This window comes from Endozoicomonas gorgoniicola, from assembly GCF_025562715.2.
GTDB classification, from domain to species: Bacteria; Pseudomonadota; Gammaproteobacteria; order Pseudomonadales; family Endozoicomonadaceae; genus Endozoicomonas_A; species Endozoicomonas_A gorgoniicola.
The window spans coordinates 2,270,063-2,284,237 of record NZ_JAPFCC010000001.1 but is presented as its reverse complement, the minus strand read 5'-3'; the positions used below and the strand labels follow the sequence as shown (position 1 = coordinate 2,284,237).

At 48.0% G+C, this 14,175-nt stretch carries 11 protein-coding genes and 2 pseudogenes; 8 read left to right on the top strand and 5 right to left on the bottom strand.

All coding sequences use genetic code 11. The features are described 5' to 3' along the window. Window positions 1-3 precede the first annotated feature (3 nt). Window positions 4-1,179 carry an acetyl-CoA C-acyltransferase FadA gene (gene fadA, locus NX722_RS10445; protein ID WP_262567919.1) on the top strand — a complete coding sequence of 392 codons (1,176 nt, stop codon included), beginning with the start codon at window positions 4-6 and terminating at the stop codon, window positions 1,177-1,179. Between the two features lie 123 nt (window positions 1,180-1,302). On the opposite strand, the gene NX722_RS10440 is transcribed toward fadA, so the two are convergent. Beyond that, a complete protein-coding gene (locus tag NX722_RS10440; RefSeq protein WP_262567918.1) occupies window positions 1,303-2,271 on the bottom strand; it encodes a hypothetical protein in 969 nt (322 codons plus the stop codon). Window positions 2,272-2,966: 695 nt separating this feature from the next. On the opposite strand from NX722_RS10440, the gene NX722_RS10435 reads away from it, so the two are divergent. Further along, complete coding sequence (locus NX722_RS10435) at window positions 2,967-4,367, top strand: IS1380 family transposase (RefSeq protein ID WP_262563610.1); 1,401 nt, start codon at window positions 2,967-2,969, stop codon at window positions 4,365-4,367. 245 nt (window positions 4,368-4,612) lie between these two features. Here NX722_RS10435 and NX722_RS10430 read toward each other — a convergent pair whose 3' ends face one another. Further along, window positions 4,613-5,680, bottom strand: coding sequence for an IS4 family transposase (locus NX722_RS10430; protein ID WP_262565188.1), 1,068 nt, complete (start codon window positions 5,678-5,680; stop codon window positions 4,613-4,615). Window positions 5,681-5,927: 247 nt separating this feature from the next. On the opposite strand from NX722_RS10430, the gene NX722_RS10425 reads away from it, so the two are divergent. Continuing rightward, window positions 5,928-6,359 (top strand): tetratricopeptide repeat protein, encoded by a 432-nt coding sequence (locus tag NX722_RS10425; RefSeq protein WP_262567917.1) that lies wholly within the window; start codon window positions 5,928-5,930, stop codon window positions 6,357-6,359. A gap of 51 nt (window positions 6,360-6,410) precedes the next feature. On the opposite strand, the gene NX722_RS10420 is transcribed toward NX722_RS10425, so the two are convergent. Further along, window positions 6,411-6,917 carry a substrate-binding domain-containing protein gene (locus tag NX722_RS10420; RefSeq protein WP_262567916.1) on the bottom strand — a complete coding sequence of 169 codons (507 nt, stop codon included), beginning with the start codon at window positions 6,915-6,917 and terminating at the stop codon, window positions 6,411-6,413. A gap of 37 nt (window positions 6,918-6,954) precedes the next feature. After that, a complete protein-coding gene (locus NX722_RS10415) occupies window positions 6,955-8,334 on the bottom strand; it encodes a S28 family serine protease (protein ID WP_262567915.1) in 1,380 nt (459 codons plus the stop codon). A 456-nt stretch (window positions 8,335-8,790) separates the two neighbouring features. Between NX722_RS10415 and NX722_RS10410 the strand changes: the two genes are divergently transcribed. From NX722_RS10410 to NX722_RS10395, 4 genes and pseudogenes are all read left to right on the top strand, one after another. Beyond that, window positions 8,791-9,351 (top strand): tetratricopeptide repeat protein, encoded by a 561-nt coding sequence (locus tag NX722_RS10410; RefSeq protein WP_262567914.1) that lies wholly within the window; start codon window positions 8,791-8,793, stop codon window positions 9,349-9,351. A gap of 281 nt (window positions 9,352-9,632) precedes the next feature. Continuing rightward, window positions 9,633-10,613: a tripartite tricarboxylate transporter substrate binding protein gene (locus NX722_RS10405; RefSeq protein ID WP_262567913.1), complete on the top strand. Its 981-nt coding sequence runs from the start codon at window positions 9,633-9,635 to the stop codon at window positions 10,611-10,613. A 62-nt stretch (window positions 10,614-10,675) separates the two neighbouring features. Then, window positions 10,676-11,143, top strand: coding sequence for a tripartite tricarboxylate transporter TctB family protein (locus tag NX722_RS10400; RefSeq protein WP_262567912.1), 468 nt, complete (start codon window positions 10,676-10,678; stop codon window positions 11,141-11,143). An 11-nt stretch (window positions 11,144-11,154) separates the two neighbouring features. Then, window positions 11,155-11,826, top strand: a pseudogene (locus NX722_RS10395) (tripartite tricarboxylate transporter permease); the annotation flags it as partial. Window positions 11,827-11,905: 79 nt separating this feature from the next. Here the strand turns inward: NX722_RS10395 and tnpC are convergent. Further along, window positions 11,906-13,579, bottom strand: a complete 1,674-nt coding sequence (gene tnpC / locus NX722_RS10390; protein WP_262567862.1) for an IS66 family transposase — start codon at window positions 13,577-13,579, stop codon at window positions 11,906-11,908. 87 nt (window positions 13,580-13,666) lie between these two features. Here tnpC and NX722_RS10385 point away from each other — a divergent pair. Further along, window positions 13,667-14,113: pseudogene (locus tag NX722_RS10385) on the top strand (tripartite tricarboxylate transporter permease); the annotation flags it as partial. Window positions 14,114-14,175: the final 62 nt, after the last annotated feature.

Below are 14,175 nucleotides of genomic sequence, written 5' to 3'. Positions count from 1 at the left end.
GTAATGAGTCTTAATCCCAGAGATGCCGTTATTGTCGATTTCGGCCGAACCCCAATGGGACGCTCCAAGGGCGGTATGTATCGTAACGTTCGGGCGGAAACTCTGTCGGCAGCGTTGATTGAAGGTGTTCTTAAGCGTAATGAGAAAGTCAATCCGGCTGAAGTGGAAGATGTTCTGTGGGGCTGTGTTAACCAGACTCTGGAGCAGGGCTGGAATATTGGCAGAATGGCGTCGCTGATGACTTCTATTCCCCACACCTCTGCGGCGCAGACCATCAACCGGTTGTGTGGTTCTTCCATGTCGGCACTGCACAGTGCGGTTCAGGCCATACAGACCAATAACGGTGATGTGTTTGTCGTAGGCGGTGTTGAACACATGGGGCATATTGGCATGATGCACGGGGTTGACCCGAACCCGAAGCTTTCGAAGTACGGCGCCAAAGCCTCCGGCATGATGGGGCTGACGGCTGAAATGCTGGGCATGATGCACAGCATCAGTCGTAAAGCACAGGATGAGTTTGGCTATCGTTCCCATCAGCGTGCCTGGGCTGCGACTCAGGAAGGTGGTTTTAAGGATGAAATTATTCCCATGGAGGGCCATGACGGCGATGGCAACCTGGGACTGTTCTCCATTGACGAAACCATCCGGCCAGATACGACCCTGGAAGGTCTGGCTGCCCTGAAACCGGCGTTTAACCCAGCCAGCGGGACGGTAACCGCAGGCACCTCGTCACAGATTACCGATGGGGCTTCGTGCATGATTGTCATGTCGGCGGAAAGGGCGAAAGACCTCGGCATTGAACCCATGGCAAAAGTCAGGGCCATGGCGGTTGCTGGTGTTGATCCGGCCATTATGGGTTATGGGCCAGTCCCCAGTACACAGAAGGCGCTTAAGCGGGCAGGGCTGACCATCGACGATATTGACTATCTGGAGTTGAACGAGGCTTTTGCAGCCCAGGCGCTGCCTGTACTGAAAGACCTGAAAGTACTCGACAAAATGGATGAAAAGGTCAATCTCCATGGTGGGGCGATCGCTCTGGGACATCCGTTTGGCTGCTCGGGTGCCAGGATATCCGGCACACTGCTGAATGTGATGAAGCAGAATGATGGGGCTCTGGGTATTGCCACCATGTGTGTGGGACTGGGGCAGGGCATTACGACTGTGTTTGAGCGTGTTTGATGGGTTAGTAATGTACAAACCGGTTGAGTAGTTGCTATGGCAGGTTGTGCTTATGCGACCTTGTCAGTTGCGGTGGCTGGAGGCCAGAAACTTCCAGCTACCCGATTAGCCTAAGCACTTGCTCTATTCTTTTTTCTTTTGATAAGACAGGTGCTTACTTAACCCTCTGTCGAGGCCATTGTTGTATAGGTCAATACACTTACGTGTCCAATCGACCTCATTCTCATCTTCATCCTCATCTTCCCCCTCATACTCATCTTTATCCCTCTCTGTTTTGGCGTTGAGAATACCTGAATAAAGCAGATTAGCTTCCACAGTGAGGAACCGTTGCTGCTCGTCCAGTGTCATATGAATCCCCCAATTTGGAGCACATTTATAAGGGCGGCATCCTTCTTTACTGCACTGATAAACTTGACATGTTTTTCTGGCTGCTACAGCTACAGCTACAGCTACAGCTCCAGCCTCTGCGGAGGATTCAGCCCCAGCTCCATCTACAGCTCCAGCGGATGATTCAGCCCCGGCAGTGGAGGCAGAGGCAACGCAGAGTTCGCTATTACCCTCTAATGAAGCTGGAGACGCCTGAGGCGCACTATTATCGTCATCACTATTATCGTCATCACTATCAGCTACATAGCAATATTCACTCTCAGACAGGTAGCGATCAAGGTGAGCAAAACCCAGGCAACTATCCTGAGTGAACTGATTTACGAAATATTGAGTCAAAATTGGCAGGATTGTTGAGAAGTATCCGGCAACTCTGAGTTCCAGATCCCGGGGTTCCGGAGCGGTCAGTTCAGCACTCTCTGGAGTTATTTCAAATGTTGCACTTACCCGCAGCACACCATTAACTGTCTGCATTTCTGGCGGACAGTAGTCGGATGTAAAGTGATCTCTGTTAAATGACGATACTTCAACCGAGTTAAGTTCTATATTGTTTCCGGGGTGGTCTGAACCTATAAGGCGATTGAGCATCACGATGAGTTGCGCCGTTGTCAAAGCGAGCTCTGCGCCGTGGAGATCATCTCCGGAATACCCGGAACAGGGCAATGTCATTGCAACGAATAGCATTATTAATCGAACAGAATTATTCATAGTTGAGCTCTACCTCTTGACTGAGAAAATTTGTTGACAAACACCGGTAGCAATCCGCAGTAAATTAAATCCTAAGAGATTTAAGGTATGTTCTGCTGGTATAGAGAAAGAAAAAGTAGCAAAGAAAGTAATGGCCTGTGATGAGTTCTGTATGAATAGCCAACCAATTTTACGGTTTGAACCGGTCTTGAAACATAATTGCGAACGGCTCTGTGTTGATGCCTGATAAGGCGATTCACAGTTGAGACTGAGGTTTTGGATTGATTGGTTCTTTATCCAATCATGTTTTTTGTTTTAATTAAAATATGAGCAACCCCTCTGCCTGAAGGTCAATCAGGCTACTCTGTGCTTTCCCGCACCACGAGGCTGACCTCTACATTTTTTGTTAATGCCATTCTGCAATTGCAGGACGGGGTTCCTGAACAAATCGATCAGATAAAATGTACTACTTTGCTGAGAGCCGGAACTATTTCTTTTATCGCAAATCTAAAGCGACTCAACTGACTCTGAACGAATCCGTCGGCTGGCAATGGCAGTTCGCCTTATTAAGACCGGGAATTTCAGTTCTGAACCAATAGCGATGGCCACATACTCTAACCCGGATATTTCATAAAAAGAGGCAAGTTCCGCCCAATCACTTGATATAATTGGGTCGACCAAAAAAATGCTTCGGAAGAAGCAAACCGGAACTTGCCATGAACAAACTTACACAAGAACAGCTTCGTTTTCACCCCTCCAACGGAAAAACTATCCGGGCAGACTTCAATGGCGGAGAATTATCCTCTGATTTTGGCGCCCTGATGCTACGTGAAACAATGCTTCACAGCGGTATCATATCCAGGCTGACTGACGGCATTGACGATAAACGTCATCAATCCTACATCGACCACACCCTGCAAGAACTCATTGCCCAAAGAGTTCTGCAAATGGCCTGTGGTTATGAAGATGCAAACGACAGCAACCATCTGCGTAAAGACCCAATCTTTAAGCTTGCCAATGGAAGAAACCCACTGGACGATGATAACCATCTGGCTTCCGCTCCAACGTATACAAGGCTTGGTCAGTCCATGACCAAACGGGATATTTATAATATGACCAAAGCACTGGCTGATCACTTCATCAGCAGTTATGAATACCCACCATTAGCCATCATTATCGACCTGGATCATACGCCTGCTATCACCCATGGCGGCCAGCAGATGAACCTGTTCAACGCCAAATATCAAGACTACTGTTACTTGCCCTTAATGATCTTTGAGGGGCTCAGCGGCAAGCTGATCACTTCGATCCTGCGTCCTGGAAAAACACCCACAGGCCGAGAGAATGCAGCTATTCTCCAGCGCCTCATTAAGCTGATCCGTACAAGATGGCCGAAAACCCATTTACTGGTTCGTGGGGATAGCCACTTTGCCCAACCAGAGTTAATGCAGGTTGTTCAGGATGACCCTCACTCCGACTACGTGCTGGGAAAAGGCGCAGGACACAAGACGGCCTTGCGACCTAAAGCCAAAGAGTTGCTGGATGAAGCGCGGAAAGCTCTCGACGTTAAAACCGGGCTGGCAAAACTGAACAACATGCCAGAGCCTGAGCGACTCAAGCTCTACGGAGAAACGGACTATCAGGCAAAAAGCTGGAAAGGGCTGGACACCCGGATAATCTATAAGGCAGAGGTCAACCAGAAAGGCGACAACCCCCGTTTTATTGTGACGTCAATGAAGGAGACTTCACCTGAGGATATTTATGAAAAGCTTTACTGCCCCAGAGGGCAGGATGAGAATTTCATCAAACACCTGAAAAGTGATTTGTCCGGTGACCGGTTGTCAGATCAGGGCTTTCTGGCAAACCATCTGAGAATGTTTTACGCCTGCGCGGCTTACGTTCTTCATCATGAGCTGAGAACTAAAGCTCTGAAAGGTACAGAGCTGGAAAAAGCCCAGCCATCAACGGTGATAGTAAAGCTCTGCAAGATTGCGGTTAAGGTGGTTGAGTATAAAGACCGAATCAAACTGCACTTGCCTCGCAGCTGCCCAATAAAAGGGCTTTTGCAGCATATAACCGAAGTCTTTTACTCAATGCCGCTGTCTCGACCGGGATAGTCAGCTTCATAAACTCAATCAGACTAAAATAGTGACCAACAGAAAGAGTGTTGGGGAATTCTGTTGTCCTGAAAAAGCAGGTGCTGATCAAAAAACATCCGAATTGATGGTGAGTTCGGGTTGTAATACCTTTTTCATGGAGAGTAGAGCAACAGACCTCCGAAAAAATCAGAATGGAATGTTTTTTCCGGAACTTGTTGCTCATTTATGAAATATTCGGGCTAAGGAAAAAACATGAAAAAAACCTATGTACGGGACAAAACATAAAGCAGGTCCGAAAAAGATGTTTCATCACTTCGACGGCATGAGTTCACAAGTACCCGTCGCAGCAAGTCCAAGCCAAGCCGAAAAAGACTATTTTGAGGGCGGTAGTGTTTATTCAGAGGCAGCTGATCGGCTTCACCGTATTTCCAGTGGCCTGCAACCATACACCAGAGAAAAGTCAGCGCAAGAATTGCCATGAGCTTGTCCATTTTTTCAGGCTCTGTCATATGAGTGGACTCAATCTCAAATCCTCGTTTTTTCAAGCAACCAAACAGAGTCTCTATACTCCAGCGTTGAGAGTAATCATCAATCATGGTCTCCGGATTTTTCGTGCCAACAACGATTAACAACCCTTTCGGTGACCGCCTTGCAGCAATGTAGAGCAAAACATCAGACACACGACGCTTAGTCATCCAAACTTCAGACTGGCCATATTTTAGATGACGAAACAGCTGGCCTGCTCGCAACTTTTTGCCGTTGCGCCCATCGATGCTAAAGTCTTCACGAATACGCAGTCGAAACAAAAGATGATTCTGTTCCAGCCATTCGAACCATTCCCTGCCAATAAACTCACGATCTGCCAGCAGATTGTCGATCTTTTCTGCAGGTATCAGGGCGATCACTTTCTTCATAAGATCAATGCGCTCCTGTGTACTTGAATTGCCTCCTCCTTTAGTCAGGCAGACCCATGCGATGGGGATGGAGACCCCTTGCCATGCTACAGACACTACAAGATAGTTGATGTCTTTACCGCCGTATTTCCAGTTGGTTCGATCCATGCACAATGTATAGCGTTCAAGACCAAGCCAGTGGAGGATAAGCTTCCCGATTTGCTTCAGACAGACTTCATAGCCCCAGAAAAAACGCTTTATGCGCCTGTAGCTGGACTCCGTGAGCGCAGTACTCTGAAAATTCTCAGCAACCCGATACAGGTTGGTAGAGCGTGCTCGCAACAAGGAGAGCATAAACTGGGCAAGGAAAATAATTCGGGCTTGATGCCAGGGCAAATGGGCTTTAAGCTCTGCGGCTAATGAGCTGACTTCTTTCATGTACGACAACGGTAAACTGTACGGAGTTAAGAGACCGGATAGGTTACCTGACGGGAAGGTCAGCTCATACCCTCCAGCTCCCATAAATCCTGACTTTTATACTTTTTGTCCCGTACATAGGAAAAAAACATACATTCTTCTTTCACTGTTTTTACTGGCTGCCTGTGCAGGTCCCAACCCAAACCCGGGCGAGAGGACGGTTGATATTGCCTGGGAAAGATATGAGTATGCAAAAGTATTTGAAATATTGAAGCCAGCAGCGGAAAGAGGAGAACCCTGGGCGCAATTACGCATGGGGGTTGCCTATGAACTCGGCTCAGGCGTAAAAAAAGATATTCCTGCAGCAATAAGATGGTATCAGTTAGCGGCTTCTCAGGAAGCAGACGACGACTGGGCTAATGGTAAACTGGCTGGCGCAACCGGCAAGCCAGGCTATTTCAATCAAACCAGTGATGCACTGATAGCAAAGTTTCAATTGGCGGGTATTTACCTTCGGGGTGAAGACACAAAAGCCAATCCTGAAAAAGCGCTTGAACTGATTCAGCATGTTTCCGACAAGACCCGGGGCAACAGTCTGTTTTATTGCTGCGAATCATCAGGCGGCAAGTATATAACAAGTACCCAGATAGCACAGAGGCTGAATCAGGCAAGAGAGGCCAGCGCTAACAGGGTACCTTGATGGCGACACCATTAAATGTAAGTCAGCTTCGCAGTAAGAAGGTTGATGAGGCTACTCTGTGCTTTTCCGCGCCACGAGGCTGACTTCTACATTTTTTGTTAACGCTATTCTGGTTATCCGATCCGGAGTGTCTCCATCAGGCTGTTCGTTCAGGAGCGCCAGCAAACTTTCGACTATTAACTCTCCCAGTGTGAAAAAATCCTGCCTGATGGTGGTTAGGGCGGGTTGGTACAAAGCACTGTCCGGTGTGTCATCAAAACCGGATACGGCGATTTCCTCCGGTATGTTAATGCTATTGGTATTCAGGGCTTTCAGCACACCTAATGCCATCTGGTCGCTGGCACAGAGAATTCCATCAACTTCAATCATTCCATTATCCCGCTTTTGAAGCATCTGACTGGTTAAGCGAAAAGCCTGATCCCCTGACCAGTTTGCCACACATTCTCCGACAGGCTTTAGCCCCTCTCTGGTCAGTGCTTTTAGCCAGCCTTCGTTCAGTTTTTCTTTGGCTGAAGCGAGACTGCGCTCCACATCATAAGCCAGGACAAAGGTTGTCATCGCCATAGCCGAGTCAAAGTTACAGGGTGAAATCGACTCATTTAGCTTTCACCCAGGTCTCCAGTATCGATAATATTTTTTGCCGCGCTGAAACAACCTCTTCGCTGTCATAACTTGAATAACCAAGTGTATTTTCACAGTGAGCCATATTGTTTACGTTGAGAACTTCCCGCCCCTCTTCATAAATGGCGGGCGAGAAGACCCGGACTGGATCAAACCCAGCATTGACGAAAATAATTCTTGAGGTGTTTTTTAATGGCTCAAAAACATAATTATTCCACCAGTTCGGGTTTGGCCGCACCTTGTAGAAGGTATTGCAATACTTTGAAAACCTGATAAGCGACCATGGTGTATCAACAGAAAAAATACCCTTGCCACCAATTGGTTGAACAAATTGGGTACAACACAAGTAACCAAATGTGTATCGGTCAATCCTCTGATAGTTTTCATCCGTTGCACGGTATGAAGGTGAAAGGTGATTTCCATCATAACAATTTACCTGGCCAGTTGAGTTATACATCAGATTCATTGCAGCCAAAAGAGCGCTCTGGTTGTTTTTAGCAGCAGAACAGACGGTGTTCAAAGGGTAAGAGCTTTTAAAGGGAGGGCAAGGGCGGGCATAGTTAGATTGCGTGACATAACTCATCATCATTTTTGCATTCAGAAAAAACGTCATGGGTTTGTCTGGTTTGGAGCATAGATGCAACGTATCTTTTATTTTATCTGGCTGCGTTGAGTAATCAGTAAATTGTTTTTCAATATATTGAGCACACTCACCTTGCTGAAGATATGGAGCAGAGACCCCTTTATCAAACCAGATACCCGTTGATTCCAGCCCGGAGCCAATAGTTTTTGTCGCTGCCCCGGAAACCACAGCTCCATAAATCAACTCAGGAAAGTGAACTCTCATCAGATACCCCAGAACACCGCCATATGAACCTCCAAAACTGATGATCAAATCAGGCTTGATTTGAAGGTTATTTGTCACATGATTGATAATGTTCCGACAATCCTGTAGGGCCTGCTCGATAGTTAAAAACTTATAACAGCCTTTATCTCCCGGCTTACATGAACCAAATGGTTTTGAGTCTCCAAAGTAGCGATGCTCAACAGCAAGAGCTGCACCTTCGAGTATCTTTGCGTATTCAGCCATTGCACTGCGGTCAACTGAGTAGCTTTGTTCTTTTCCTTCGAAGCCACAGGTCACTAGCAATGGTCCCTTCTGACTGTAAGAATCAGTATTCAGATAATATTTTTGCTGAAATAACCGGTGATCACTCACGTTATAATGATCAAGTTGTTGGTTGAACCAAAGCGCTTCGGAAGAGTAGGATGGCGAAGACAATATCAACAAAGACGATATCACCAACCCCGGACAGGCATATTCTGATATAAGTAGTTGTCGCAGCTTGCTCATGATCAGTTACTTATATGTATATAAACTGCTCAAATGTAGCAGAAAGAACGCCTTACCTCTGCGCCTGACGTTCCTACATCAGACATGGTGTTTTGGGTGAACATAATTATCCAATCATACTGGTTGATTAAATCAAATATAAGCAAACTCCGAACTAAAAAAGTTAATCAGGCTGCTCTGTGCTTTCCTGCACCACGAGGCTGACCTCTACATTTTGTGTTAATGCCATTCTGCAATTGCAGGACGGGATTCCTGACCAAATCGATCAGATAATCAGATAATCAGATAAAATGTACTACTTTGTTGAGAGCCGGAACTATTTCTTTTATCGCAAATCTAAAGCGTTTCACCTGACTCTGACCGAATCCGTCGGCTGGCAATGGCAGTTCGCCTTATTAAGGCCGGGAATTTCAGTTCTGAACCAATAGCGATGGCCACATACTCTAAGGAAAAAACATGAAAAAAACATACATTCTTCTTTCACTGTTTTTACTGGCTGCCTGTGCAGGTCCCAACCCAAACCCGGGCGAGAGGACGGTTGATATTGCCTGGGAAAGATATGAGTATGCAAAAGTATTTGAAATATTGAAGCCAGCAGCGGAAAGAGGAGAACCCTGGGCGCAATTACGCATGGGGGTTGCCTATGAATTAGGCTCGGGCGTAAAAAAAGATATTCCTGCAGCAATAAGATGGTATCAGTTAGCGGCTTCTCAGGAAGCAGACGACGACTGGGCTAATGGTAAACTGGCTGGCGCAGCTGGCAAGCCAGGCTATTTCAATCAAACCAGTGATGCACTGATAGCAAAGTTTCAATTGGCGGGTATTTACCTTCGGGGTGAAGACACAAAAGCCAATCCTGAAAAAGCGCTTGAACTGATTCAGCATGTTTCCGACAAGACCCGGGGCAACAGTCTGTTTTATTGCTGCGAATCATCAGGCGGCAGGTATATAACAAGTACCCAGATAGCACAGAGGCTGAATCAGGCAAGAGAGGCCAGCGCTAACAGGGTACCTTGATGATGTTTATCGCATTACTCAGCTGTATAGGGGTTGCGCTGTTCCTGAACAGAGCCTTGTTCAGGAAAAAGGCCGAGCTTGTTTTCAGCCGTCATGGCCCGCTGGATTTATCGGAGAAGGTCGCGTAGAGTGTCGCTAACTGCTTGAAAAACCAGCTATAGACTGGAAGCGCCTGCCTTTTTGCCCTGGTGAAAACTACTGCTATCGCAATGGTTGTTTACGCACAGAAAAGAGGTAGGCAAGCAGCCTGAGATCCAATAAAAACAACTACGAGATAATGTATGGGCATCCGAAAAAGCTTTAGCCGTTTCCTGGCTGGCTCTGTTCTTTCCACCCTCTGCCTGGCAGGCAGTATCCAGGCAAATACTATTGATAAGACCCATTTTCTGGTACCCGGTGGTGCTGGAGGTGGCTGGGACTCTACGGCTCGTGGCATTGGTGAGGCCATGAACCGCTCTGGCATCCTGGAACGTGTCAGCTATGAGAACATGTCGGGAGGCGGTGGTGGTCGCGCGATTGCCTATTTGATTGAAACCGCTCAACGCCAGCAGGGCACCTTGATGGTGAACTCCACTCCCATTGTCATTCGATCACTGCAAAAGGTCTTCCCGCAGTCATTTCGTGACCTCACACCTGTCGCCGCCGTGATTGGTGACTATGGTATTCTGGCTGTCCGTGCTGACTCTGACATAAAAACCTTTGACGATGCTCTGAAACAGTTCCGTGAAAACCCGCGCAAATTGAAAATTGCCGGTGGCTCAGTGGCAGGTAGCATGGATCACCTGATTGCAGCGATGGTATTTCAAGCGGCAGGAGAAAACCCCCGGAAGGTTCGCTATATACCCTATGACGCAGGTGGCAAAGCGATGGCTGGCTTGCTGTCGGGTGAAACTGACCTTCTGGCAACAGGCCTTGGTGAAGCTCTGGAAATGCAGCGTTCCGGAAAAATTCGCATTATCGGTGTCACAGCCAACAAACGCCTGACCTCTGCGCCAAACATTCCTACTTTTGCAGAGCAGAAAGGCGATGCCACCTTTGTTAACTGGAGGGGTGTCTTTGGACCTCCCAATCTGCCTGCTGAAAAAGTGGAAGCTTACGCCAGCCTGTTTGAAAAAATGTACCAGACACCTGAGTGGAAACAGATTCGTGACACCAATGGGTGGGTAGAAATATTCAAGTCCGGTGACGACTTTATGACTTACCTTAACGAGCAGGAACGCGACCTGGGCATCCTGATGCGGCAGATGGGGTTCCTCCAGTAATTGCGTTTTCATAGCGCCCGCACAGGGCGCTGCTTTACTCATTTCCAGATTCCATGAATGTTATGAAACACACTGTGACTGCAACACGCACAGGGGCCTTTCTGTTCCTGATCGTAGCTCTGGCTTATGGTTACCACGCTTACCAGATTCCTTTACAACCCTGGAGCATCGACGAACCCTTTACCGCAAGAACGCTTCCTGTTTTCTTGAGCGTCGCTGGCTCTCTGGTGGCTTTTTTGATGCTGGTTTTACCAGACCCTGAAGCGGTTTCTCCCACAGAAAGCCTCTCAGGCCCCGGCTGGAAAGGCACCCTGATATTACTGGCGTTAATGAGCTTGTTCGGTCTGGCTTTGAGCTACGCCGGTTTTATTATTTCGACGACTCTTTTTCTAATTGGTGGCTATCTGGTGCTGGGTGAGCGTCGTATAAAAGTACTGCTTCTGGCCTCGCTGCCTCTGGCGCTGGGTCTCTGGTTGCTTTTGTCCAAAGTACTGGGCATTTATCTGGCACCGGGAAGTTTTTTTGTTTAAGGAGGTGAGGCATGTTTGAGGGAATTAGTGCGGGTCTTGCCACGGCAATGGCATGGGAGAACCTCCTGTACGTAGTGATTGGTTGTTTTGCGGGTACTTTTATAGGCATGCTTCCGGGGTTGGGGCCGATGTCTGCCATAGCTCTGATGATTCCGGTCACCTATGGATTTGACCCGGCTTCTGGCATGATTCTTCTGGCCGGTGTTTACTATGGCGCTATTTTTGGCGGCTCAACATCGTCGATTCTTATTAACGCTCCGGGGGTGGCCGGGACAGTAGCAACGTCTTTTGATGGCTACCCTCTAGCCCGTCAGGGACAGGCTGGTAAAGCACTTGCGCTCGCGGCCTATGCCTCTTTCAGTGGTGGCACCATCGCCGCCCTGTTTTTGCTGCTGGCCGCTCCGGCACTGGCAAAAGTGTCGCTTAGTTTCCAGAGCCCTGATTACTTTGCCCTGATGATTCTGGGTCTGACTGCTGTGGCGGCCTTTGCCGGTAAAGGAAATGTATTGAAAGCCATCATGATGGCCATTCTCGGGCTCATGCTTTCCACCATCGGTACGGACCAATCCAGTGGTATTCAGCGCTTCACTTTCGGACAGATGGATTTGATTGATGGTATTGATTTCCTGTTGCTGGCGATGGCAACCTTCGCCCTCGCAGAAGCCTTGATGACGGTTTTGCGCCCGGATAAGTAACTTTTCTACAAACCGCTTCAAAATCAGCAATTAAGACACCACTTTTCCCTATTGTTGCCTCCAATTGTTATACCTTTGGCGGATCATGATTACGCATTTCACAAAGCCGCTCCTCACTCATTAACCAGGGCAGATAAGGAGTGAGATCATCAGGTGGCTTCCTGCCATTTATGGCACAAGCCTCAAGATAGGCACCCAGCCAGATTTTTGGATTAATATCCCAAAGCTTTAGCGTCATAAAAACGCTGAACAGAAAAGCGGCTATATCAGCACTCCATACGCTGCCAGAGCCGTAGTAATTCTTCCTGCCAACGACACCTGTGCGCAGTGCTTGCTCTGCAGCGTTGTTATCCATGGGGATACCGGGGTTAGTGACAAAGCGGGTCAATCCTTCCCAGTGATTCTGCAGACTTTCGAGCACTTTTTTCGCTCTGACTCGCAGTTTAGGACGATTAAGTTCCTGATCCCTCCGGGTTGCCATCTGCTCTACCTGATGTTCAAGCCGTAACTGCTGTGTTGCTAGCTGCTCTGGTTCATCAAGCACTTCAAGTCGCTGACTATTAAGATGATATAAACGACCAATCCTGTTCACCCAGGTGGCGCTCCACTTCTCCAACTCCGGATCACCTCGTTGAGCGTCAATAAAATCCCGCCTGACGTGAGCCCAGCAGAAAGCTAAATCAATAGAAACTACATCATTCGCGAGTTTCTTGTAGGCTGAGTATCGGTCACACACCAATGTACCAGCCCCGTCACCAATGACTGACTTCGGTACGACAGCCGCGCGGGAGTCAGCAATACTGAAATAAACCGCCTGGTCACAGAGAAATACCCACAGCCAATGTTTGTGGGAACCTGTCGTCTCATGTGCCCAGGTGATCCACCGGGTTTCATCAGCATGCCACTGATCGCTACTGGCGACGAATTCCCGAGTAGCTTCGGCTACCGGCTCAAAAAAGGGCGTTATAGCTTCCAGGCCAAAGGAGATGGTCGCCTGCGGCAGTTCCAGTCCCTGAGTCTTATAAGACTCAAGTTGCCTGTTTATGGGGATGCCGTATGCGTACTTATTCAGCAACAGCTCCACCCAGACAGAAATACCAAGCTTTCCTCTGTTGATGAGTCTTGGTGGAGGTGGTGGAGTAGTAATATTGGGCGTTTCAGGGCACTGGCAGGTTTTTTGGTAATGCCTTCGGTGATAGCGACGAACGTGAGCCTTAACTTCAACTTCAATTACGTCGCAGCTGTCGTCATTGAAAAAAGACTTGAATGGCCGGTGGCAGACTGTACAACACTGTTTGTCCACTGGTAAGTCTACAGACTCATGAACCACTGGCAGGTTGTTGTGAAGATGGCGACCAGAACCGGGGACTCCGGGCTGGTGACCTCGTTTTCGATTTGAAGGTGGCCGGGTAGTATTGCCACTTTTCTTTGAAGAAGAACTGGTCTTCTCTGATTTACGACCGAAAAGCAAGTGCTTCATGTGTGCCAGTTCTGATTTCAGATCAGCGACCTGGGTGTTCAACCCAGCTATTTCGGCTTTATGCTGAGCGATAAGAGAGGCATTTTTAGCCAGTACTTTTTGCTCTCGGCCACAGGCCGCCTTCCACATGGCATGCCAGAGGTTGGCCTGCTGTTTTAGCTGGATGTGTTCCTGCTTGGTGAGGATGACCTGCGAGGTAGCGAAGGGGGCAGGCAGTAATGCAGGTGTTGTGCTTGATCCTGAAACATGAGCATTTTGCATACTCTAAAAGTAGACGACTTTGAGCTGATGTTTAGTGGTTTGTAGAATAGTTACCCGGATAAAGCAGGAGCCAGTAACCAGCAGATCAGTGAAATGGGCAGCCTGAAACTGAGCCGTTCAGAAGTAAAAGATGTGGCACCAACGGTGGCTCGCTCATCGGTTCTTGGATTCTTTACCGGAGTGCTGCCTGGTGCTGGCGCAACGATTGCCTCTTTCCTGGCTTATGGTATGGAGCGCAGCCTGGCTTCGGCCAAAGAAAAGCTGAAGTTTGGTAAAGGCAGTCTGAAAGGTTTAGCAGGCCCCGAAACCGCCAACAATGCGGCCTGTACAGGTTCTTTTGTACCGCTTCTGACGCTGGGTATTCCTGGATCAGGCACAACTGCAATCTTGCTCGGGGCTTTAATTTCCTACGGCATTCAGCCAGGGCCCCGGCTGTTTGTTGAACAACCCGCCGTTTTCTGGTCTGTCATTATCTCCATGTACCTCGGCAACCTGGTGCTGTTGATTTTGAATTTGCCACTGATTCCTTATATCCGTCATTCAGCACTTAATCTGAGAATTTCCTAAAACCATCTAAAATGTAAAAAATTTTCAGA

Excerpts from the sequence above, each read along its gene's own strand:
- NX722_RS10410 (WP_262567914.1), top strand. The coding sequence starts at position 8,791 with ATGAAAAAAACATACATTCTTCTTTCACTGTTTTTACTGGCTGCCTGT.
- NX722_RS10420 (WP_262567916.1), bottom strand. The coding sequence starts at position 6,917 with ATGACAACCTTTGTCCTGGCTTATGATGTGGAGCGCAGTCTCGCTTCA.
- NX722_RS10405 (WP_262567913.1), top strand. The coding sequence starts at position 9,633 with ATGGGCATCCGAAAAAGCTTTAGCCGTTTCCTGGCTGGCTCTGTTCTT.
- NX722_RS10415 (WP_262567915.1), bottom strand. The coding sequence starts at position 8,334 with ATGAGCAAGCTGCGACAACTACTTATATCAGAATATGCCTGTCCGGGG.
- tnpC (WP_262567862.1), bottom strand. The coding sequence starts at position 13,579 with ATGCAAAATGCTCATGTTTCAGGATCAAGCACAACACCTGCATTACTG.
- NX722_RS10435 (WP_262563610.1), top strand. The coding sequence starts at position 2,967 with ATGAACAAACTTACACAAGAACAGCTTCGTTTTCACCCCTCCAACGGA.
- NX722_RS10440 (WP_262567918.1), bottom strand. The coding sequence starts at position 2,271 with ATGAATAATTCTGTTCGATTAATAATGCTATTCGTTGCAATGACATTG.
- NX722_RS10430 (WP_262565188.1), bottom strand. The coding sequence starts at position 5,680 with ATGAAAGAAGTCAGCTCATTAGCCGCAGAGCTTAAAGCCCATTTGCCC.
- NX722_RS10400 (WP_262567912.1), top strand. The coding sequence starts at position 10,676 with ATGAAACACACTGTGACTGCAACACGCACAGGGGCCTTTCTGTTCCTG.
- fadA (WP_262567919.1), top strand. The coding sequence starts at position 4 with ATGAGTCTTAATCCCAGAGATGCCGTTATTGTCGATTTCGGCCGAACC.